A 21,821-nucleotide genomic window follows, 5' to 3' on the forward strand; every position below is an offset into this window, starting at 1 on the left:
CCATCCGCATCAATAATATCTTGTGTGAAGTTTAGACCATTGATAAGTGCTGTAATGTTATTTTGAATAATTCTTGTAGTCTCATATAACTCTGTAGTCCTAGAATTGCTAAGAGAACTCTCCAAAGTTGAGGGATAGCTATTTGCAATATTAAGCGCATCCTCTATAGCACTAGATATAGCTTCTGCTTCTGAACTCGTGTTTCCAAGAGCTGCTATATCAGTTAAGCCTATGTCCATTACAGTTTTCAAAGTCTTTAAAATTTCCTCAATTGACTCTAATGAATGTAAACTTTTGTAATACTCAAGCCTAGTAGCTGATGGGTCGCCTTGATATTTAACAGTCAAACCAGCAGCATCGCCTATACGTAACTCACGAAGGTTATATGACTGCTGAGAGAGTACATTTAAAAGAGCACTGAGTGAGGCTTCTCCATCTGAAGCAAATGTACTTGTCTTTTCATAGTAGTCTTGTATTTCTAGTAAATGTCCCGAAATTTTATCTATCATTATAAGAGCTGATGTAAGTCTTATACCTTTCATCTTAGTAACTACAGTGCTTATATTTTCATTATCTCCAAAAAGGGTATATTCTAAAGCAGTAATCCCTTTTAAAGAGTTAGCTATAAGTGAAGCTTCACCTGAAAAAACTCTATCTAGGTCTCCACCGATATCTTGAGACTTTGAACCTTTTATAAAATTTTCCAAATAAAATTCAGCAATATCTCTCATCTTGTCACTGTTATATCCAGCTACATAAACTACCTCAACTCTTTTATAAGCGAGAACAAGTTTTTTAAATTCAATTTGTGCTTGAAGTAGATTATCTACACTTGAGTTTGCATTTAAAGTTTGTATTCTTTTAAGTAGTGTTTGTGATTGAGCCAAAGCAGATTTTACATCCTCTAAAATTATCTGCGTATAAATTTCGTTTATTGAGGTATCCAGGGAAGTAGTATCTGTAATTCCGCTTAGGAGGCCATTTTCTCCATCATAAGAGTTATCTCCACTACTACATCCAATAAACATACCAACAATTAAAAATGTCGCGATGCCTTTTATAATATTTTTCATACTATCTCCTTATATAATTTATATACTATTTAAAAATTCAATAAGATAATTTCTATCTTTTTTTGAGAGCTTTTTAAATAATTCTCTTGTCTCTTTTGCTTCACCGCCATGCCATAAAATAGCTTCTTCAATATTTCTAGCTCTACCATCGTGAAGAAGTGAAACTTTTGAACTCATCTTCTTATAAAGCCCTATTCCCCAAAGTGGCGGTGTTCTGAACTCGTTAGCATTTGCCTTAAACATCGTATGCCCATCACTAAGCCCCTCTCCCATATCGTGAAGTAATAAATCACTATAAGGTTTTATTGTTTGAGAATCCGCTATTTTAAAACTTTGAGTGTGACATTTAACACAGCCAAGCTCATTAAATATTGCTTCACCTTTAAAAAAGTTTTTTCCAATTCTTTGTTTAGGTATTTTTAAAGTTTTAAGATAATAAGCAATAGCGTTCAATCTGTTTTGAGGTAAATCAAAATCATGTTTTCCCTTTGATGCCTTTTTACACTCCTTTTGTGCATCAGTACAATTATGTTTTGGAAATAATGGATTAGATAAGCCCATATCATTATGTGCTGCATTAGCAGTTTGGTGAAGTACAGTTGCTGCCGCGCCTTTCCAAGTAAAGCGACCTAGCTCAGTAGAATTTGTTTCAGGGTTATAAACCCAGTTAGCTTTACCACTGATTCCATCGTCATCTTTATCTTCTATATCTTCATTTTTCAAAATGTCTTTTTCATCAATACTTTCCAAAGCTCCAAGCCCAATCAGCGCTAGGCCAATTCGAGGAGCAATGTTTATATCTTTATGTAAAGGACCATATTGAAGATTTGATAATGTGTATGTAGGGTTTTGTAGTTCATATGTAGAACCATCAGCATACTTACCTATAGTTTTTTTATATGTAAGATTTACACTGGATTCAAAAGGCGTGTTACTCGTGCCGTTGACAGAAAGTTGACCACCATAAGTTGGTTCAGGTATAAAACCATTTTTCATTTTCACCTCATCGCTTCCATGAGGAATTGAAAGACGCATGACTAATGAACGTGTTATCTTGTCATTTTTATCTGTGGCAATTCCAGCCCCATTTTTTGGATGACAATGTATACAAGTATTTGCTGAAAAAAGTGGGCCGAGTCCATCACGAGCGGTTGTAGCTGCTGGAGCCTCCACCCAAGGAATAGTAAAAAAGCTTTTTCCAAGTATATGCATATCTATAGAATCATTACTTTTAAAATCTATTGATTTTGAAAAAGCATTTTTAGAGGTATCTTTTGTAAACTGCACACCCATAGGTTCTTTTATTATAATTTTTGACTTTGTATCAAAAGAACATCCAGCAAGTAAAAAAATTGCTGGAATAATAAAGTGTGTTACTTTGTGCATTAGCCTATAGCTGTGTTTCATCCGCATCAGTTACATCATCTGTACTTAATGAAATATCAAACTCAGTAGCAACAGTTACCATTTCATCACCTAATTCTCTTAGTTCATTTTTTATACTCACTAGATTGTCTTTATTTGAACTTCCATCTTTAATTTGATAATCAAAGTGCTCAGATGTTACAGCATTGTTCATTGCTGTAATTTTTGTTTCTATACTTGATATAAATGTATCAAGAGTATCTTTATTCGTTTGTGGAAGTAAAGAATAAAAACTTGTTCCTTGTAAACTTCCTTTGTATTCACCTTTAAGCACATTTACAAAACCACGGTAGTTTTTATCTACATCAACATGTGTATTGTCAGAAAAACATGAATGCTCATCTTCTTCACTCGGAGTAAGTATAGCTACAGCCATACGCTCATTTGCAAGTTCAGATTTAACGAATGTTCCCATACTTATAAAAATTTGCTTCAATGCTGTATTTGTTGCTATTGCATTACTACCAGATGCTAGAAATGCTTCACGATATGATCCTGTAACACTTGTCCAAGCATCAACCATAAGTTGTAAATCATCAACGATTAACTCTGAGGCAGCAACTAAATAATCTTTTCTTCTATCTGCGTTTGCAGCTGAAGTATAATCAGTAACATTTCTTAAGCCAGCTGTCGTAGCTCCATTTGTGATTGTATCATCTAAAAAGCTATTGTAATCTTGATCTTGACCCCATAGTAAAAATTCGACTGCATGATAACCAGTTGCGATATTAGCATCTCCACCGTTTTCGTTAAGTGCTGAGAGCGTTTCTTTTGTTATAGTAGTTACATCTACACTTGTAGCTTCACTGCCACTTGGTGTAAATACTCCAACAGTGTCAATAATATTACCACTTGTTACAGCTCCGCTTGCAGCTGTTGTATAATCAATCATATTTTCATCTAGTGGCCAAGCATTTAATTGCCCTTCTGGTGCACCAAATGTAGCAGCAAAACCTTCCGCTGCATCAATTGGGCCATCTGCTAGTCTGAAAATTTCTGTTGTTCCATAAGATATTCTTGCACTCTTCCATGCATTTTTTGCAGCTTGAAGTGTTGTATCATTTGGAGAACTAACAAATGTATCAAGAGCAGTATTTAAGTTTGAAGCATCATATAATGCATCTGTATAGTTGGCTAAAGCGATATTAGCATATGTTGTGAGCGCTATAGTTTTGTTCGCTGCAGAAATTCCTGTTGCTTCCGTTTGAGTAGTAGTTGTTCCACCTAGAGTTTCGGTATCTCCACCACCTCCACTACAACCACTTATACCAAGTGCTAAGATAGCTGTTAAAGCTATAGAACCTAAAATTTTTGTTTTTATCATAATTGACTCCTTATAGTGATAATGATTATTGAAATAATAACTGTAGAAACTTATATAATTCTTATATTGATAATCATTACTATTTTCTTTATTGCTTATTTTAGAGATAACATCCCTTAAATAGACCTACTCTATATATAGTAAGGTTACCACTATTCTTACTCTACGTGCACCTATTCACTTGTGTGCTCTTTGTAACTCAGGATAAATAGATAAGTACAGAAAATAAGTAGTTCTAATAATCTGAAATCAATAAAGATACATTATTTAAACTTTCAAAAAAAGTGATATATTAGTACTCTATAAAAGATAATGATTATCAATATAAATAATTCCTAAGTATTTCTCAATACAATTCCTCCTAAACTATCGTAAAGGAAAGAAATTGAAAAAAATCATATTAATTCTAATAGCTACAAGTATGTTAATCCATGCACAAGTAATACCTGGAATAAATTCTAAGGGAGGGGCAATGACTATGCCTGAGGGTAAATTAAAAATGCAGATTAAAAATATATACATTAAGAGAAACTCTATGTATAACGGGACTAAAGAAGTAACTAATGCCCAAAATCTTGATGCAACAGCAAATATAACTCTTCTAGGCTTAGCGTATGGAGTTAGTAAAGATTTAGATATTAAAGTGATTGTGCCTTATAAAGACATACAGGCAACTGCAAAATTAGGTCCCAACGATGTTGCGATTGATAATAGTGGGCTTGGAGATATAGTTGTAATGGCTCGATACGTTGTTCTTCCCATGAAAGAATATGGATTTCAACTTAGTATTGGTGCAGGAATAAAGTTTCCAACAGGCTCAACGGATGACGGGTTTAAAAAGGCTCCTCCATTTGCACTCAATGTAAATACTCCTTTACCCACACAAATGGGTACTGGTGGATATGAGTATAAAGCAGAATTAGGAATATCTAAAATAATTGACAAAGATATGAGAGTCGATTTTCATACTATGTATACATATAGACCATTAGCACAAAATGACTATGACTTTGGTAATGAGTTATCTTATGATTTGTCATTCACAAAAGCTATAACTAAAAACGTCAATTTAGGTATAGAATACAATGGAAAATACAATACTAAAACAGATATAGGAAATGATACAAACCCTATGCTACAAGCAGTTTTACCATTTAAAGCATTTAGTGGTACAGTTGGGTACATTACTCCAGAGATAGAGTTCATGCCTTTTGATAAACCTAAACTTCACTTAGGTCTTGGTGTCTCTTTTTTAGCACACTACAATCTTAGCCAATACCAACCATTAGAGAAACAAAGAATTGTTTTTAGAATCGGTTATTTATTTTAAGGAGATAAAATGTTCAAAATATTAATATTAATTACTGGTCTTGTATTATCACTCAATGCTGATGCATTTAAAAAGTTAGATACATTAACTTTAAGTGGTCCAATGGCTTCTGTTTCACATCCTCTTTTACATATGATAGAGAGCGGAGCACTGAGTGACTTAGCTGATAAAGTTGAATTTGTTATGTGGAAAAATCCTGATGAGTTGAGGGCTTTAACTCTTCGAAATCGTGCTGATTTTATTGCTATCCCCACAAATGTAGCGGCAAATCTTTACAATAGAGGTGTTGATATACAACTTCTCAATGTCTCTGTATGGGGTATTTTAGGGATGATTACTCGAGATAAAGATAAAAAAACGCTTGCTGATTTTAAAGGCTGTGACATTGCTATGCCTTTTCGTGCTGATATGCCAGACATTCTTTTTGAAGAGATTGTAAAAAAGCAAGGCTTAGATCCAAAAAAAGACTTTAACTTACAATATTTGAGTTCACCGATAGATGCAATGCAAATGCTCATTATGAGAAGAGTTGATCATGCACTTTTAGCAGAACCAGCTATCTCTATGGCTTTGAGAAAGACAAATTCCTTTCCTCTTAAACTCATAGCACCAGATTTATATAGAAGCAGTGATATACAGCAAGAGTGGGGAAAAGCCTTTAACATTGAGTCTAAAATTCCGCAAGCAGGAATGGCCGTTATCGGAAAAAAGAGCACACATCTTATACAAAGATTTAACGAGGAGTATGCCAAGTCTCTACAGTGGTATAAAGATCATCCACAAGAAGCCGGTGAACTTGTTGCAAACTACATTCCAATGTTAGATCCACAAGCGGTAGCAGATAGCATGGAATACGTTCAGTTAGAAGCTGTAAGTGCTAAAGATTCAAAAACTGACTTAGAATTCTTTTATAAGCTTTTAAAAAATAATAATCCTAAGAGTATAGGCGGAAAACTCCCTGATGATAAATTTTATTATTAAAATACTCAAAGACTTTCCCTCCTATCTTTGGAGTGGTTGGAGTTCTATCGCCTCCATCTTACTCTTCATCGCCTTTTGGGATATGGGAAACCAAATCTATGGGAACCTTGTTTTACCTTCACCACTAGAAACCTTCCAAACATTAGTGACAATGCTACAAAATGAAGCAGTATGGACTGAAATAAATATTACACTCTATCGTGCATCAGTTGGATTTGGTTTATCTCTACTACTTGGATCTGTACTAGGACTATTAGCTGGTTTCTTCGCAACAGCTTCTATGATGAGTCGCCCTATCGTTAGTATTCTAGTTGGTATGCCTCCTATTGCTTGGATTGTTTTAGCAATGATTTGGTTTGGTATGGGTGATGAAACTGTGATTTTCACCATTATTGTTGCCTCTTTTCCTATTATATTTGTCGGAGCATTACAAGGAACACGCACTCTTGATGGTGAACTAAAAGAAATGGCGGAGAGTTTTTCTCTCCCCTGGCATATGAGATTTCTTGATATATATTTTCCTCATATCTTCTCTTATATTTTTCCAGCTTGGGTTAGTGGACTTGGGATGGCTTGGAAAATTGTCATTATGGCAGAACTTCTGGCGACGAGTGATGGAATGGGTGCCCTACTTGCTGTATCACGTTCTCAACTCGATACTCCTACTGCATTGGCACTTGTATCTATAATGATAGCTTCTCTTATGATTATAGAGTACATCATACTAGAACCCATAAAAAGAGAGGTTGAGTTATGGAGAGATTAATAGTAAAAGACCTTAATCATCATTTTGGTTTCACCGAGATTCTTCGTGATATAAACTTCCAATTAGACAAAGGAAAGGTTCTTTCAATAGTTGGACCAAGTGGTGGTGGTAAGACTACTTTAATGCGCCTTTGTGCCGGTTTACTTGATGTTGAAGAAGGTAGCGTAACAAACAGCTTTTCAAGTAGTGCATTTGCTTTTCAAGAAGGACGACTTCTTCCTTGGAAAAATGTTATAGATAATGTTGCATTAGGACTTTTTGCACGTGGAGAAAAAAAGCAAGTTGCCATGCCTAAAGCACAAGAGATAGCTCTCAAGTTTGGCTTAGAAAAAAGTGATTTTCATAAGTTTCCTAAAGATTTAAGTGGAGGAATGAAACAACGTGTAAGTTTTGCTAGAGCCTTAGTCACACAACCTGCCCTTCTTTTTCTTGATGAGCCTTTTTCAGCTTTAGATATTGGACTTAAAAAAGAACTTCAAGCAATCCTTATAGAAATGATTGATAAAAAGGAAATTAGTATACTCTATATTACTCATGACCTTATGGAAGCTATACGACTTAGCGATGAAATCCTTCTACTCAAAGCAGACCCAGGACATATAGTGAAAAAGTTTTCTTATGAACTCGCACAAAGTAAACGGGATGATAGCTACATTTATACACAAAGTGTAAAAATTCTCCAAGATACAGAAATTATAAATACCTTTGAACTGGAGTTAAAATAATGAAAGAAGAACTCGTAGAAGAAAAATCACATGCAACAAACCATTATTTATATTACCCAGATGAAAAAAATGTTCCTCCCTATTTAGCGTATGGCTTTCGTCCTGCTTTTTTACTATTAGCACCCTATATGATTCTTTCTATGCTTTTATGGGGACTTGTTTGGAGTGGCTACCTTAATATTGTATTTATGGACGATGTTCTCACTTGGCATGTATATGAGATGCTTTTTGGAATCTTAACAGCGGGACTTTTAGCATTTTTAACAACTGGACTCCCTGAGCTTTTTCCAGGTATGGTTCCTTTTGTGGGAAAACGTCTCAAATACATTATATACCTTTGGATAGCAGGACGAGTTAGTTTTTGGTTCATTGATTATGTTGGTGTGTATGTCGCTGCATTTTTAAATCTTTCTATGCTTGGATGGATTATTTGGTTTGCAAAAGATGCTGTGCTGGATCCTCTCCAACGTCATGCTTCTATAGGCTATGCAGCCCTTAGTCTTTTTATTATTGAAATTTGGTTCTTTGCATCTCAAGCTAATCTCGTGACTACACCCTCTATGGACATACTCAAAGTTGCTCTTGGTGCTATAGTTATACTTATCCTTTTAGCCCTTCGTCGTGTAAATATGGAAGCTATTAATGAGCTGATGGAGGATAAAGGAATTGATGATATTTTCATATCTCGTCCCCCAAAAACAAACCTAGCTATCTTCACCGTCATAGTTTTTACTGTAGTTGAATTTTTCTATCCACAAAACTCTGCTTTAGGTTGGTTAGGTTTTGCAGCTGCTGCTGCTATACTTGGTATAACAAGTGAGTACAAACTCAAAGATGCTTTTATACTCAATCAGCCCTATGTACTCTATCTTGCTTCTATCTATGTCATGTTCTTTTTAGGTTATGCTCTTATGGGCTGGGACTTACTCAATCCAAATATTGATGGTGTACATCACTTCAGACATTTCATTACAAGTGGGGCAATAGGGCTTTCGTATATAGTCGTTATGATTATTATTGCTTGGGTTCATACAGGAAGACATTTAACATATAGTATTTCTACTCATTTGATGGTTAGTCTCATTATTGTTGCTACTTTTATGAGAGGCTTAATTCCATTTTTTGAAGAATATATGATGGAAATGTACCTTTACTCATCTATTATTTGGACTATTCCCTTCATACTCTATATAAAAGTATTTTCGAACTTCCTACTTTTACCACGAAAAGATGGGATAAAAGGATAAAGATATAGTATGCAAAATTTAAGTATAAATGACGTTAGCTCTATTATGGCTTCAGGTAATTACGGTGTTTCTTATGAACCAATTATAGATATTAAGAACATGAATATTGTCGCTTATGAAGCGTTAAGTAGATTTATGTATAAAGATAAAAATGTAACTCCTGATATTTTTTTTAAAACTATCCATGAAAATATGAATTTATTTTTTTATGTTGAGAGTGTCTTAAAAAAATTTCAATTAAAACATAGAGTCATTGATAAAAAGTTATTTATAAATCTCGACCCAGATATTTGTATACATGAAAATCAAATTGAATTTTGGGTTGGATTATTTCAAAAACACGAAGATATAACGATTGAAATTATAGAGAACTCTGATGAAGAGAGCGTAGAGGATATAGAGCACTTCATAGAGTGGATGGATATGTATAAGCTATCCTATGCCTATGATGATTTTGGTAAACCTAATAGCTTATTTTTTTCCTCATTATTAGAAAAGTCAAACTACATAAAATTTGATATTCACTTTCTCAGATCCATTAAGACTCAAAGTTCATATATCGAAATTTTAATAGGTATGGTGAAGTACGCAAAAGCTAATTTTAAATACACGATATTAGAAGGAGTAGAAACCCAAAAAGATTTACAAATAGCCAAAAGTGCTGGAGTTGATTATATTCAAGGATATTTATTTGAGGATCAATTTATATCTATATGGAACAAAGAAAATATTTAATTAATAATATAAAGGAAAAAAATGCCTACCTATTTTATCATCAAAGAATTAAATGATCAGTACACATGGAAGGATTTCGAGATGACTGATTTAGTTTATGACTACGCTGTTGACGTACTCAACATACCAGAAGAATGCATAGATTTTATTGATGTATCTATTAAGTCAAAAAAGGTTGAAATAACCATTATTGAAGATAATACGTATATAAATGAAGATTGGTATTATTGCTTACTCCAATACAGTGAGTAATCAAAAAGTGGACTAAAATATAATTGCCTCATTATATAATATGAGGCAATTAGTAGATTTTCCAATAAGAAAAGATATAAATGTCAGTTCGCTCGTTTTCTCGTACCTTGGTAAATCTATATGAAAACTAAAAATGTAAGCTCTTATAATTGTGTTTATTTCATTTTACTCCTCGTACTATATTGAATCACTACTTATTAAAATACGGAGTGATTTGCTCTATCCATCTATCTACTCTTTCATTTGTCAAATCAAATTGATTATCTTCATCAAGGGCAAGACCAACAAATTCGCAATTGTTAAGTGCTGTAGACTCATCAAAATCATACCCATCTGTGCTCCATGCACCTATAACATTTGCACCATGCTCTAGTATTTTATAGTAGATAGTTCCCATAGCGTCTAAAAAATTATCACAATACTCTTCTTGATCACCTAAGCCAAACATAGCTACTGTCTTTTGTGAAAAGTTCATACTGTCTAGGTTATGAATGTAATCTTCCCAATCATCTTGCAACTCTCCTTCACCCCAAGTTGAAACACCTATGATAATTAAATCATACTTCTCCATTGCATTATCCACAGCTTCCGCTACATCATGTAAATCTATTTCATTATTCGACATTTTTTCTTTAATGAGTTGTGCAATTTTTTCTGTATTTCCTGTTGAACTTGCATAGAATAAACCTATTTTTGACATTTTTTCTCCTTCTTATTTATAAATGAGAGGGTTAAGATTTATCCACTTTTGATGCAATCTTGTAGTAACTCCATGTTGGTTTATATGTATGTATGGTGAATCAAGAGTTAGTGTTTTATTTATTTCCTGCTTTATACGATTGTAAATAGTTCTTGTAAAAATTTCGTTTAAATCAAGCATCATTTCAGTCTCTTTAGCATTAAAAATAAGTTGGATAAGATCGTTTACAGGATGTATATATCCAAGTAGCATTTTAAATTCTGAATTAAAATATATACTTTTACTCATGTAACGCATTTTAAAATTCTGACTTTGCTTGAAGTACTGATTAAACAGTAGTGAGTCTTCTAAATAAATTTTTACTATTTTTTGAGATCTTTCTGGTCTAAATTTATAAAACTGAAAAAATGACATAATTTTATCTTCAAAGATATGTAGTAAACTATTTTTATAGATATGATTGTTATTCAAATTCAGTTGTGCATGTCTGGATAAATACTGATTTATCATTGTACAAAACATTCTACGTTGGCATGTTATTTCTTCAACTTTATATGTCTTTGGTAAAATTTCTTTTGTTTTATTTTTATATTTTGCAAAACCAATCTTTCGCATTCTTTCTTTCCTTTTTTCATGTAAAACAGGTTCACTACTATGTATGATGTGAACCTATATAGTTATTGTTTAGCTTATAATAGGAGAATATTATTTTTACTATCTTTGAGTTTTTCACTTATATATCAACATAGGCATGTTCTTCATAAGATATATAAGAACAATATAATACTTTATGTATCTTCATTTATATTATTCATTTTTTATTTTATTTTTTTGTACCATCTAGCTCCTTATTGATAATCGTTATTGTAATAATACAGGTAGAAACTTAATTTTAGTTTATATTGATAATCAGTATCATATTATAATTTTCACTCTGTAATTATATTAACTACTTGGCATTAGATTATGATAGAATAGATAAATAGATTAAAACAAGGTAGCTAAGAATGAAAACTTTATCTAAAATTTGGGACTATTTTTTATTGATTTTTGCAATCATCCCTGAGAAAACGAGTGAAAAATTTGATTTTAACAAGTACGAAGATGCTATGAGAGGTCCAAAAGTATAAGTATACTTTTGATTTAAAAAGTTACTTGAAAATGAGGGTAATTAAACCTCATTCTCTAAAATATAATTAGTTTTTTTGATAAAGAGACTTGCTTCTTGCATTAAGAAGAGTGGTCTTTTGCGATAAGAACTCATCTACTGCAATTGCACATTCTCGTCCTTCATAAATTGCCCAAACTACAAGTGACTGGCCTCTACGCATATCACCTGCACTAAAGATTCCTTTTACAGAAGTTTCATAGTTATTTGTCGCGACATTACTTCTTGAGTCAGTATCAAGACTTAGTTCTTCAATCATTCCCGTTTGTTCAGGCCCTAGAAATCCCATTGCTAAGAAAATGATGTCAGCTTTGAGTATAAACTCAGTTCCTGGTATTTCTTTAAAGCCTCTACCTTCCCATTCAATTCTTGCACAGTTAATACCTGTAACATTATTGTTCTCATCTTTGATAAAAGATTTTGAGAGAATGTTATAGTCAAGATCACAGCCTTCTTCTTGAGAAGAAGAAAGTTTAAATACTCTTGGGTATGTTGGCCAAGGCATATCATCAGTTCTCTCTAGCGGTGCTTGAGGCATGAGTTCTATCTGCGTGATAGACGTAGCATGTTGACGAACAGAGTTACCTACACAGTCACTACCAGTATCTCCACCACCAATAACTACTACATGTTTATCTGTTGCAAGAATCTCATTTTCTTTTTGAATTTCTTCACCTTCTATTCGAGAATTACACTGAGATAAAAACTCCATAGCAAAGTGAATGTTATTTGCATTACGATTATCTATTGGTAAGTCACGAGGGAGAGATGCTCCACCTGAGAGAATCACTGCATCATACTTCTCTTGAAGCGATGAAAGAGAAATATCTACACCGATGTGAGCTTCAGTAATAAACTCTACACCCTCTTCTGCCATAATATCAACACGACGTTGCACTACATCTTTTTTATCAAGTTTAAAGTTTGGAATACCATAACGAACAAGTCCACCAATACGTTTGTCTCTCTCATACACAGTTACAGCATGTCCAGCTTTGTTAAGTTGGTTTGCAGCACTAAGACCCGCAGGACCAGAACCAACAATAGCAACTGTTTTACCAGTACATACTTTTGGTATTTGAGCTTTCATCCAGCCTTCTTCGTAGGCTTTTTCAATGATAGAATACTCAATACCTTTGATACTTACTGGATCTTCATTAATCCCAAGGACACAGGCGCTCTCACACGTGGCAGGACAAATACGACCAGTAAACTCTGGCAAGTTGTTAGTACTCATAAGTGAGCGAAATGCACTCTCCCAATCATTTTTATAAACAAGATCATTAAAATGGGGGATAATATTACCAACTGGGCAACCATAGTTACTATGACAAAATGGTATACCACAATCCATACATCTTGCAGCTTGGGTTTGTACTTCCTCTTTTGATGGAGGAGTTGTAAACTCTAGATTATGTTGAATACGCTCAGAAACTGGAGCGAGTGAGAAGTTCTGGCGTTTGTATTCTTGAAACCCTGTTACTTTACCCATCTTACACCTCCTCCTTTTGTTCAGCTTTTTCTTTGAGAACTCTTTTGTAATCTACCGGCATAACTTTAATGAAACTTTTCTTTGAAGAGTCCCAGTTACTAAGTATTTCTTTAGCCTCTTTAGAAGATGTATATTTCACATAATCTTCTATCATAGATTTTAATTCATTCTCATCTTCGGGTGTTTCAACTCTGTCGAGATCAACACTTCCTTTGTTTATACGCTGAGAAAGAGAGTTGTTTTCATCATAAATATAAGCGATACCACCACTCATACCAGCTGCAAAGTTTTTACCAACTTCACCTAAAACAACAACACGGCCACCTGTCATATACTCACAACCATGATCGCCGATAGCACCAACAACTACTTTAGCACCTGAGTTACGTACAGCAAAACGCTCACCCGCTAAACCGTAGATGTAAGACTCCCCACTTGTTGCACCATAAAAAGACACATTTCCTAAAATTACATTTTCATTTGCTTCGTACTGGATATTGTGTGGTGGATAAAGAATAAGTTTACCTCCACAAAGACCTTTTCCAAAGTAATCATTCGCATCACCCTCTATCTCAAAAGTAATACCACTCGTTACAAATGCACCAAAACTTTGACCACCAGTTCCATTTGCTTTAAAGTGAATTGTATCATCTGCTAAACCTGCTTCACCATACTTAGCAGTAACTTCTGAGGATAGCATTGTTCCAACTGTACGGTTAACATTACGGATATTAACTTCTTCTTTAATTCTAGTCTTATTTTGTAGCGCTGGCTGTGCTAACTCTATAAGTTTATTATCAAGTGCAATATCTAATCCATGGTCTTGAGAAGTTGTGTTAAACGCAGTGTCATTACTACTTAGGTGAACTCTATGTAAGAGACGTTCAAGTTGAAGATGTTTTGCTTTATAGTGCGTAATTCCCTCACGAGCTTTAAGCTTATCTGTTCGACCAACCATCTCATTAATAGTTTTAAATCCAAGTTCCGCCATTACTTCTCGTAATTCTTCAGCCATAAACTTCACATAATTCACTACATGTTCAGGCTTCCCTGAGTACTTAGCACGTAAGCTTTTATCTTGTGTTGCAATTCCAACAGGACAGGTATTGAGATGACATTTTCGCATCATAATACACCCTTCAACAACAAGTGCAGCTGTAGCAATTCCCCACTCTTCAGCGCCAAGTAATGTAGCTATAGCAAGGTCACGACCAGTTCTTAACTGTCCATCTGTTTGAACAACTATACGAGAACGTAGACCATTTTTAACAAGTGTCTGATGCGTCTCAGCAAGACCAAGTTCCCAAGGAAGACCAGCATGCTTTATAGATGTCTGTGCTGCAGCCCCAGTTCCACCATCAAAACCTGAAATAAGCACAACATCTGAGTGCGCTTTTGCAACACCAGCCGCAATAGTACCAACCCCAACTTCTGAAACAAGCTTCGTGTTTATACGAGCTTTTACATTTGCATTTTTAAGATCATGAATAAGTTGTTTTAAATCTTCAATAGAATAAATGTCATGATGTGGTGGTGGAGATATAAGTCCAACGCCTGGAGTTGAGTGACGAGTTTTACCGATTATCTCATCTACCTTATGTCCCGGAAGTTGCCCACCTTCACCGGGTTTAGCACCCTGCGCTAATTTAATTTGAATCTCTTCAGCGTTAAGTAAATAGTTTGCAGTTACTCCAAAACGTCCAGATGCAACTTGTTTAATTTTTGAGTTTTTATTCGTCCCAAACCTAGATGCATTTTCTCCACCCTCTCCAGTATTACTTTTCGCTCCAATAGAGTTCATCGCAATAGCAAGAGTCGTGTGTGCTTCTTCAGAAATAGAACCATAACTCATAGCACCAGTTGCAAAACGAGTGATAATAGACTCAACTGATTCTACTTCACTAATGTCAATAGGCGCTTGACCTTTAAAGTCTAAAAGTGAACGTAGTGTTATAAACTTTTCTTGAGGCTCATTTATAAGTTTTGCATACTTTTTGTAAGTATCGTAGTTATTTGATTTTGTGGAGTTTTGAAGTAAATGAATTGTCTCAGGAGTAAAGAGATGATTCTCTCCTCTTTCACGATATGCAAAGTGTCCACCAACTGGTAAATCATTTGCTTCAACTACTTCACGAGGATATGCGATAGTATGACAAAGAAGAGTCTCTTCTTCTAGAGTCCCAATATCAATACCTTCAAGACGAGTAGGTGTTCCTTTGAAGTAGTTATCTACTAAATTTTGAGAAAGTCCAACAGCCTCAAAAATCTGAGCTCCAGTGTATGAACTGATAGTTGAAATACCCATTTTCGACATTACTTTATAGATACCCTTACCAATTGCAATGATGTAATTTTGTACTGCTTGCTCATGCGAAATGTTTTCATCTATAAGTTTACGAGAACGCATATCTTCAATAGTCTCAAATGCTAAGTATGGATTAATAGCATTTGCACCATAACCTATAAGCGTAGCAAAATGATGTACTGCTCTTGCTTCACCAGTTTCAATAACTAAACCACAATTTGTTCTAATACCTTGAGTAATTAAATGATGGTGAACAGCACTCGTAGCAAGTAATGTAGGGATCGCAGCAAGCTCTGAAGATATTCCTCTTGTTGAGAGTATAACTACTTCATAACCTTTCTTAACAGCGTCACTAGCTTGCTTCATAACAGAGTCTAGGGCATCTTCCATTGCTCCCACTTTTGTAGAGTCAAAAAGTATGCTAATCTTTTTAGCACGAAAATTAAATTCATTAACACCACTAAGCTTTTCGAACTGCTCATTTGTTAAAATTGGAGATTCTAGTTTAATAAATCTTCTATCTTCATCTACCTCTTGGAAAAGATTTCCTTGTGGTCCTATATATGAGATAAGAGACATAACAGATTCTTCTCTAATTGGGTCAATTGGAGGATTTGTCACTTGAGCAAATAGCTGATGAAAATAGTTATATAAGTTAACAGAAGCATTAGAGAGAACTGAAAGTGATGCATCATTTCCCATCGAACCTGTAGCTTCGTAAGCTGTATTTGCCATTGGAGTAAGGATTACTTTTAAATCCTCTTTTGTATAACCAAAACATTTTTGACGTTGTAATATAGTCTCATGATTTGGCTGTTTTACTTCATTGTTTAGTTTTAAATCATCAAGGTTAATTTTTTGTTTTGCTATCCACTCAGCGTAATTATGAATTCCAGAGATATTTGCTTTAATCTCATCATCACTAATTATACGACCTTGTTCTAAATCTGCTAAGAACATTTTTCCGGGTTGGAGTCTTCCTTTAAGAACTATATCTTCAGCAGGAAATTCTAAAGCACCTTGTTCAGACGCCATTACAAGAATGTTGTCTTTTGTAAGTGAGTAGCGTGATGGGCGAAGACCATTTCTGTCAAGTGTTGCCCCAACATATTTTCCATCTGTAAATGCTACAGATGCAGGACCATCCCATGGTTCCATAAATGTTGCATGGTACTCATAAAATGCACGACGTTGTTCATCCATTTCTTCATCTTTCCAAGCCTCTGGAATCATCATCATCATAACATGAGGGAGAGGACGACCACCAAGGGTTAAAAGCTCTATTACATTGTCTAAAACAGAAGAGTCTGAACCTTTTGCTTCATTAATAAGATAAGGATAAATTTTATCTAATTCATCGTCCGTAAAGAGTTTTGATTTAAGCATAGATTGTCTTGCTCTCATCCAGTTAATATTACCTCTGAGGGTATTTATTTCACCATTATGAGCTATGTATCTAAAAGGCTGAGCAAGAGGCCATGAAGGAAAAGTGTTTGTAGAAAAACGACTATGAACAAGTGCGATAGCTGATTCATAATCTGGCTCACTTAAATCAGGGAAATAAAGTGGAAGTTGCTCTGTAATGAGCTGACCTTTATAAGAAATAGTCTTATATGACATCGATGGCATATAAAAATAACCTGTGCCATTTGTTTGTGAAGCTGAAACTTGTGCTTGAACATATTTTCTGATTACAAAAAGTTTGCGTTCAAAGGCATCTACATCTTCTAGTTTAGCTGAGCGTTTAACAATAACTTGATGAATATATGGCTCAACATTTTTTACAGTATGTCCAAGCATTTCGTTTGAAGTAGGTACTTTTCTCCAACCAAGAAACTCTTGTCCAAGTTCTATAATTGAGTTTTCAATAATAGTCTTACATTCAGAATAAGCTTGGGGATCTCTTGGTAAAAAGACAACACCAACAGCATAGTGTTCAAACTCTGGTAATGTAATGCCCTCTTCTTTTAAAACTCTTCTTAGAAATTTATCTGGCATTTGAGTGAGTATACCTGCACCATCACCTGAGTTTTTCTCAGCACCAACAGCACCACGGTGTTCAAGGTTTATAAGTAGTTCGATACCTTTACTTACTATATTATGAGAAGCTTCACCTTTTAGATGAGCTACAAAGCCTACTCCACAGGCATCATGCTCAAACTCTGGGTCATAAAGACCTTCTTTTTTTGGTAAATACTCAGCTTTCATTTATTCCCTTTAATTGTAATGTATATTGGCGGATGATTATTAATGAAATAATATCTAAAGAATAATTAAATATTTATTCATAAGCTCTCTGCTATTTGATTCGCTCTTATGAGAGCACCTTCCAAATAGCCTCCCTCTTCATAAGAATATTCTGTTGCACTAAAAAGTATTTTACCGTTAAAGTGTTCTATGTCAATCCCATAACTTGGATGTTCTCTAAGTGGCCTAGCATCATCTTTCGTCGCAGTAAGATTTTCTTCTCTCCAATCAACGAAATAAATGCTACGTATATCATCCTTTGTAATGCTAAATATACGTTCAAGCTGCGATAATACATTTTGTTCTAGATTTTTCATATCTGCAGAGGAGCTCAGAAATCCAAAAAGTGCAGCTTCATCTTTTGTTGAAGCGTCATGTATTTCACTTAACGGACCTTGATTTGAAAATACAAATCCACTTAAGTTTTTATCTCTCCAAAAAGATGTATGAAATGTCACAACACATTTAGCACTATTTCCCATCCAAGTTTGTGTTTGCGTTAGTTTCAGCCTCTCTTTAGGACTTAATTCAGGTTTATATTCTAAGTGTGCGGCTAAACGTGGAGGTAAAGTTACTATGACTTTATCAGCTTTATATATTGACTTGTTGGTTTTTATGTCAACCATATCATCTAGATTATTCAAAAACTCAACTCTTTCATTTAAGATTATTTTTGTACGTTTAAGATTTTGGTAAAGTTTGTCTATAAGGAGAGAAAGCGTTCCATCAACTCTCAGAGATACTGGTGAAGGTTGTGGGTTAAAAAGTTCTACTTTGTCTTTGGTATCGTATAATGCACAACCATTATTGTATTGTTCAAAAACCTTAATACCCAGCGAGTTGAGTAAGCCAAGCATCTGTTTATGATGCGACCAAATCCATGAGGGTCCCATATCATGTCCATCTATACTAAAGACTCTTCCACCTATTCTATCTCTTGCTTCTAAAATAGTGATTTCATAATAATCTTCCAACAATGATGCTAAGTACAAGCCACTAATCCCTGCCCCAACAATAAATAGTTCTTTTTTCATATCTAACTTTGCGTATTAATGTGGTTTAAAAATTGGATTAAATCTTCTTTTTTCTTTGGTTTAGAAAAATAATATCCTTGTCCAATCAAGCAGTTTGCTTTGAGTAAAAATTCTTCTTGTACTAAGGTCTCTATCCCCTCTGCCACATTAACATAATGCAAACTGTTTGACAAAGCAATAATGGCATTTGTAATATCAACATCACTTTTCTCATCTATAATATCATCTATAAAAGATTTGTCAATTTTAAGTTCATCAATAGGAAATTTTTTCAAGTAACTCAAAGATGAATGCCCTGTCCCAAAATCATCAATCGAAATAGCAAAACCACTTTCTTTAAGTTCTTTTAAAATCGACATACTTTGTGCAATGTTTCTCATAATATGTGTTTCTGTAATTTCCAACATAATTGATTTTGTCTCTATGCCAACTTCTTGCGTAATTTCTAGTAAATTATCAACTATTGTTTTTTCTTGAAACTGTATAGCTGATATATTGATAGAAATAGTTTTCAATGTTTTAGAAACTTGCTTATATATTAGAAAATCATTACATGCTTGTTTAAATATATACAGTCCTAGTTCTACAATGAGTCCTGTTTCTTCAGCAATAGGGATAAATTTATCAGGTGGCACATTACCTAATGTATCACTCTCCCAACGTACTAATGCTTCTAAACCAACAACATCTTTTGTTTTAAGATTATATTGGGGCTGATATACTAAATAAATTTCATTCTTTTTGAGTGCAGCGATAAGTGATTGCTCCATGTTCAAACGATTTTCAACATGAGTGGAGAGCTCTTTTTTGTAATACCTAAAAGTATTTTTTCCACTTTCCTTTGCCTTATACATAGCTATATCTGCATGCTTACATATAGTTTTATAATCATTTCCATCCTCGGGGAAAATCGAGATTCCTATACTCAAAGTTATACGTAAACTATGTTGTTTTGTCTGGATAGGTTCTGAAAAAAGAGCCAATATTTTTCTGCTCACTTGTGCAGCAGAGTATTCATCGTCAATCGTATCTAACATAATGATAAATTCATCCCCACCGACACGTGAAAGCAAATCAGAATCTCTTAAAGATTGCTTCATAAGTTTTGCACTCTCTATGAGGATTTCATCCCCTACATCATGTCCCAATGTATCGTTAATAATTTTAAAACGATCTAAGTCAAGAAAAAGAACAGCCATTTTTGTATTATTACGTTTGGCAACTTTTATTTGACGTTTGATATGCTCTTCAATACTACTGCGATTTGGGAGAGATGTTAATGCATCATTATATACCAAAAATTCCACTTCACGTTTTTTTTCAATATATTCTGTAATGTTGAGTTTAATTGCCAAATAACTTACTAATTTATCATTTGAAAATATTGGTATGATAGAAGCTTTTTCATAATATATAGATTTATTTTTTCTAATATTTACAAATTCTCCTTCCCATTTTTCACCTCTATCAAGTTTTTTATTAAGTTCATCATAATGCTTTTGAGGCATTTGACCAGATTTTAGTATTCTAGGGTTATGTCCAATTATATCTTTTCTCTTATATCCTGTTTCTCTTTCAAAGAGATCGTTCACATAGGTAATATTTTTATTTATATCTGTTATAACTATAGAATTATCACTGTTTTCAATTGCTGACTTAAACCCGAACAATTCATCTTTAATTTTTAATGAGCGTTGGTACATCATTAACAATACAAATAAAATGATTAATGCAACTACAAAAAATATTACAGTTATAGTTTTTTCAATGAGAAGGTTATGTTTATAAGCAATATCTAAAAAGTTATGTAGTTCATTTATTTGTTTCATTAAATGTAATTTGTTTAGCGATTTCTCAATATTCATTAACTTTGTAATACGACCTATATTTTTTGAAACATGTGTCGTAAATAAATCAACTTCAATGTGTTGACTCTCTTTCAAAAATCGATTTAATGAATTGAGATTATTATTTAGTTCTTTGTTATCAATGTAGTTATTGAGATTATACTTCATCAAGAGTAATAAGGTTTGATTACTGGCACTCGCTATATTTATTCCCAAGCTAAAATCATTTTGTATAATTTTATTGAGTTCAAAAAGGTAATGCGAAGAATTAATTAACGATGCATTATTTGATTTAAATGTTTCAATATCCTCAAGTTTTTTCTTATACTGAACTTTTATTTTCAACAAAATAGTAGTATATTCTTTGGCAAATTTATTTCTAGAGACCTCTGAATCTAAGAAGGCGATATTTTTATCAAAATTAGTAGTATCTTGATTTATATAATCATAATTGATAAATGTAGCTTTTTGAAGTAAAAAATTATCAAATACTTTATCAAGTAATTCTATTTCCTGTAGTGAGTTATGATATTCATCATATTCTTCAATACTGTTACTTGTTTTAACAAGGTACCCAAAAAGTAAAATGAGCACTAAGATAGATAAAAGTAAAAGTTTTGTTACTAAATCAAATTTTTTCATAGAATCAATAAACATTATTTTACCTTAGCAATCTCAGGAATTTCACCATTTAATGAATGCAAAAAGGCTACAATCTTATCAACCTCTTCATCAGACATAGTACGAGCAAGCTGATAATACGCCATAAACTTCACTACATCTTCTAAGTTAGTATACCTTCCATCATGTAAATATGGTGCTGTTTTTTGTATATTACGAAGAGATGGTACTTTAAAATAGTACTTGTCGGCTTCTTTTTTTGTAACATCGTATTTACCTAGTCTTTTACTTTGAGCATCTTTCATAAGACCAAATTTATTGTATAGGTTACCGCCAATATTTATGCCATGATGACAAGATATACACCCTTTTGATTTAAATATTTTATAGCCATCTTTTTGTTTTTGTGTTATTGCATCTTCATTACCAAGTAAATATTTATCGAACGGTGCATTTGGAGTCGTTAGTGTTTTTTCAAACTCTGCTATAGCATCAACAATATTTTCTTTTGTAATTCCATCTTTATATATCTTCTTAAAATGCTCTTTG

Annotated in this window: 18 protein-coding genes; 8 read left to right on the forward strand and 10 right to left on the reverse strand. The window is 33.6% G+C overall.

Translation table 11 applies throughout. The annotated features are described in order from the left end of the window. The 3 genes from ACI9TV_RS12165 to ACI9TV_RS12175 form a co-directional block, all read right to left on the reverse strand. Positions 1-1,073 (reverse strand): imelysin family protein (locus ACI9TV_RS12165; protein WP_415251079.1); only part of this gene is annotated, 1,073 nt, incomplete at its 3' end. A gap of 18 nt (positions 1,074-1,091) precedes the next feature. Continuing rightward, positions 1,092-2,459, reverse strand: a complete 1,368-nt coding sequence (locus ACI9TV_RS12170) for a di-heme oxidoredictase family protein (protein WP_415251080.1) — start codon at positions 2,457-2,459, stop codon at positions 1,092-1,094. A gap of 4 nt (positions 2,460-2,463) precedes the next feature. Further along, positions 2,464-3,822: an imelysin family protein gene (locus ACI9TV_RS12175; RefSeq protein ID WP_415251081.1), complete on the reverse strand. Its 1,359-nt coding sequence runs from the start codon at positions 3,820-3,822 to the stop codon at positions 2,464-2,466. A gap of 385 nt (positions 3,823-4,207) precedes the next feature. Here ACI9TV_RS12175 and ACI9TV_RS12180 point away from each other — a divergent pair, with 385 nt between their 5' ends. Genes ACI9TV_RS12180 through ACI9TV_RS12210 form a run of 7 tightly spaced genes read left to right on the forward strand, consistent with a single transcriptional unit; the run spans position 4,208 to position 9,858 of the window. Then, complete coding sequence (locus ACI9TV_RS12180) at positions 4,208-5,152, forward strand: transporter (protein WP_415251082.1); 945 nt, start codon at positions 4,208-4,210, stop codon at positions 5,150-5,152. Positions 5,153-5,161: 9 nt separating this feature from the next. Continuing rightward, complete coding sequence (locus ACI9TV_RS12185; RefSeq protein ID WP_415251083.1) at positions 5,162-6,133, forward strand: ABC transporter substrate-binding protein; 972 nt, start codon at positions 5,162-5,164, stop codon at positions 6,131-6,133. Beyond that, a complete protein-coding gene (locus tag ACI9TV_RS12190) occupies positions 6,117-6,899 on the forward strand; it encodes an ABC transporter permease (protein WP_415251096.1) in 783 nt (260 codons plus the stop codon). The genes ACI9TV_RS12185 and ACI9TV_RS12190 overlap by 17 nt, the downstream gene beginning before the upstream one ends. Beyond that, entirely contained in the window at positions 6,887-7,624 is a 738-nt protein-coding gene (locus ACI9TV_RS12195; protein ID WP_415251084.1) for an ATP-binding cassette domain-containing protein, read from the forward strand. The genes ACI9TV_RS12190 and ACI9TV_RS12195 overlap by 13 nt, the downstream gene beginning before the upstream one ends. Beyond that, positions 7,624-8,871, forward strand: coding sequence for an NnrS family protein (locus ACI9TV_RS12200; RefSeq protein ID WP_415251085.1), 1,248 nt, complete (start codon positions 7,624-7,626; stop codon positions 8,869-8,871). The genes ACI9TV_RS12195 and ACI9TV_RS12200 overlap by 1 nt, the downstream gene beginning before the upstream one ends. A 9-nt stretch (positions 8,872-8,880) precedes the next feature. Then, the gene (locus ACI9TV_RS12205) at positions 8,881-9,606 is read left to right on the forward strand and encodes an EAL domain-containing protein (protein ID WP_415251086.1); all 726 of its coding nucleotides are present in this window, start codon (positions 8,881-8,883) and stop codon (positions 9,604-9,606) included. Positions 9,607-9,627: 21 nt separating this feature from the next. Then, positions 9,628-9,858, forward strand: coding sequence for a hypothetical protein (locus ACI9TV_RS12210; protein WP_415251087.1), 231 nt, complete (start codon positions 9,628-9,630; stop codon positions 9,856-9,858). A 190-nt stretch (positions 9,859-10,048) separates the two neighbouring features. Here ACI9TV_RS12210 and ACI9TV_RS12215 read toward each other — a convergent pair whose 3' ends face one another. Both ACI9TV_RS12215 and ACI9TV_RS12220 read right to left on the reverse strand, forming a co-directional pair. Beyond that, on the reverse strand, positions 10,049-10,558 hold the full coding sequence (locus ACI9TV_RS12215; protein WP_415251088.1) for a flavodoxin: 510 nt from the start codon (positions 10,556-10,558) through the stop codon (positions 10,049-10,051). Between the two features lie 12 nt (positions 10,559-10,570). Continuing rightward, on the reverse strand, positions 10,571-11,173 hold the full coding sequence (locus tag ACI9TV_RS12220) for a hypothetical protein (protein WP_415251089.1): 603 nt from the start codon (positions 11,171-11,173) through the stop codon (positions 10,571-10,573). A 392-nt stretch (positions 11,174-11,565) separates the two neighbouring features. Here ACI9TV_RS12220 and ACI9TV_RS12225 point away from each other — a divergent pair, with 392 nt between their 5' ends. Then, positions 11,566-11,688, forward strand: coding sequence for a hypothetical protein (locus ACI9TV_RS12225; RefSeq protein ID WP_415251090.1), 123 nt, complete (start codon positions 11,566-11,568; stop codon positions 11,686-11,688). 66 nt (positions 11,689-11,754) lie between these two features. On the opposite strand, the gene ACI9TV_RS12230 is transcribed toward ACI9TV_RS12225, so the two are convergent. The 5 genes from ACI9TV_RS12230 to ACI9TV_RS12250 all read right to left on the reverse strand — a co-directional run. After that, entirely contained in the window at positions 11,755-13,218 is a 1,464-nt protein-coding gene (locus ACI9TV_RS12230) for a glutamate synthase subunit beta (protein ID WP_415251091.1), read from the reverse strand. A 1-nt stretch (position 13,219) separates the two neighbouring features. Beyond that, complete coding sequence (gltB, locus tag ACI9TV_RS12235) at positions 13,220-17,731, reverse strand: glutamate synthase large subunit (RefSeq protein WP_415251092.1); 4,512 nt, start codon at positions 17,729-17,731, stop codon at positions 13,220-13,222. Between the two features lie 77 nt (positions 17,732-17,808). After that, positions 17,809-18,804 (reverse strand): flavin monoamine oxidase family protein, encoded by a 996-nt coding sequence (locus tag ACI9TV_RS12240; protein ID WP_415251093.1) that lies wholly within the window; start codon positions 18,802-18,804, stop codon positions 17,809-17,811. Positions 18,805-18,806: 2 nt separating this feature from the next. Further along, on the reverse strand, positions 18,807-21,308 hold the full coding sequence (locus tag ACI9TV_RS12245; protein WP_415251094.1) for an EAL domain-containing protein: 2,502 nt from the start codon (positions 21,306-21,308) through the stop codon (positions 18,807-18,809). Further along, positions 21,308-21,821 (reverse strand): cytochrome-c peroxidase (locus ACI9TV_RS12250; RefSeq protein ID WP_415251095.1); only part of this gene is annotated, 514 nt, incomplete at its 5' end. The genes ACI9TV_RS12250 and ACI9TV_RS12245, both read right to left, overlap by 1 nt.

Source organism: Sulfurimonas sp. (assembly GCF_047622445.1).
In the GTDB taxonomy this organism is placed as follows: domain Bacteria; phylum Campylobacterota; class Campylobacteria; order Campylobacterales; family Sulfurimonadaceae; genus Sulfurimonas.

Excerpts from the sequence above, each read along its gene's own strand:
- ACI9TV_RS12170 (WP_415251080.1), bottom strand. The coding sequence starts at position 2,459 with ATGCACAAAGTAACACACTTTATTATTCCAGCAATTTTTTTACTTGCT.
- ACI9TV_RS12175 (WP_415251081.1), bottom strand. The coding sequence starts at position 3,822 with ATGATAAAAACAAAAATTTTAGGTTCTATAGCTTTAACAGCTATCTTA.
- ACI9TV_RS12185 (WP_415251083.1), top strand. The coding sequence starts at position 5,162 with ATGTTCAAAATATTAATATTAATTACTGGTCTTGTATTATCACTCAAT.
- ACI9TV_RS12195 (WP_415251084.1), top strand. The coding sequence starts at position 6,887 with ATGGAGAGATTAATAGTAAAAGACCTTAATCATCATTTTGGTTTCACC.
- ACI9TV_RS12200 (WP_415251085.1), top strand. The coding sequence starts at position 7,624 with ATGAAAGAAGAACTCGTAGAAGAAAAATCACATGCAACAAACCATTAT.
- ACI9TV_RS12205 (WP_415251086.1), top strand. The coding sequence starts at position 8,881 with ATGCAAAATTTAAGTATAAATGACGTTAGCTCTATTATGGCTTCAGGT.
- ACI9TV_RS12210 (WP_415251087.1), top strand. The coding sequence starts at position 9,628 with ATGCCTACCTATTTTATCATCAAAGAATTAAATGATCAGTACACATGG.
- ACI9TV_RS12215 (WP_415251088.1), bottom strand. The coding sequence starts at position 10,558 with ATGTCAAAAATAGGTTTATTCTATGCAAGTTCAACAGGAAATACAGAA.
- ACI9TV_RS12220 (WP_415251089.1), bottom strand. The coding sequence starts at position 11,173 with ATGCGAAAGATTGGTTTTGCAAAATATAAAAATAAAACAAAAGAAATT.
- ACI9TV_RS12225 (WP_415251090.1), top strand. The coding sequence starts at position 11,566 with ATGAAAACTTTATCTAAAATTTGGGACTATTTTTTATTGATTTTTGCA.
- ACI9TV_RS12230 (WP_415251091.1), bottom strand. The coding sequence starts at position 13,218 with ATGGGTAAAGTAACAGGGTTTCAAGAATACAAACGCCAGAACTTCTCA.
- gltB (WP_415251092.1), bottom strand. The coding sequence starts at position 17,731 with ATGAAAGCTGAGTATTTACCAAAAAAAGAAGGTCTTTATGACCCAGAG.
- ACI9TV_RS12240 (WP_415251093.1), bottom strand. The coding sequence starts at position 18,804 with ATGAAAAAAGAACTATTTATTGTTGGGGCAGGGATTAGTGGCTTGTAC.
- ACI9TV_RS12245 (WP_415251094.1), bottom strand. The coding sequence starts at position 21,308 with ATGTTTATTGATTCTATGAAAAAATTTGATTTAGTAACAAAACTTTTA.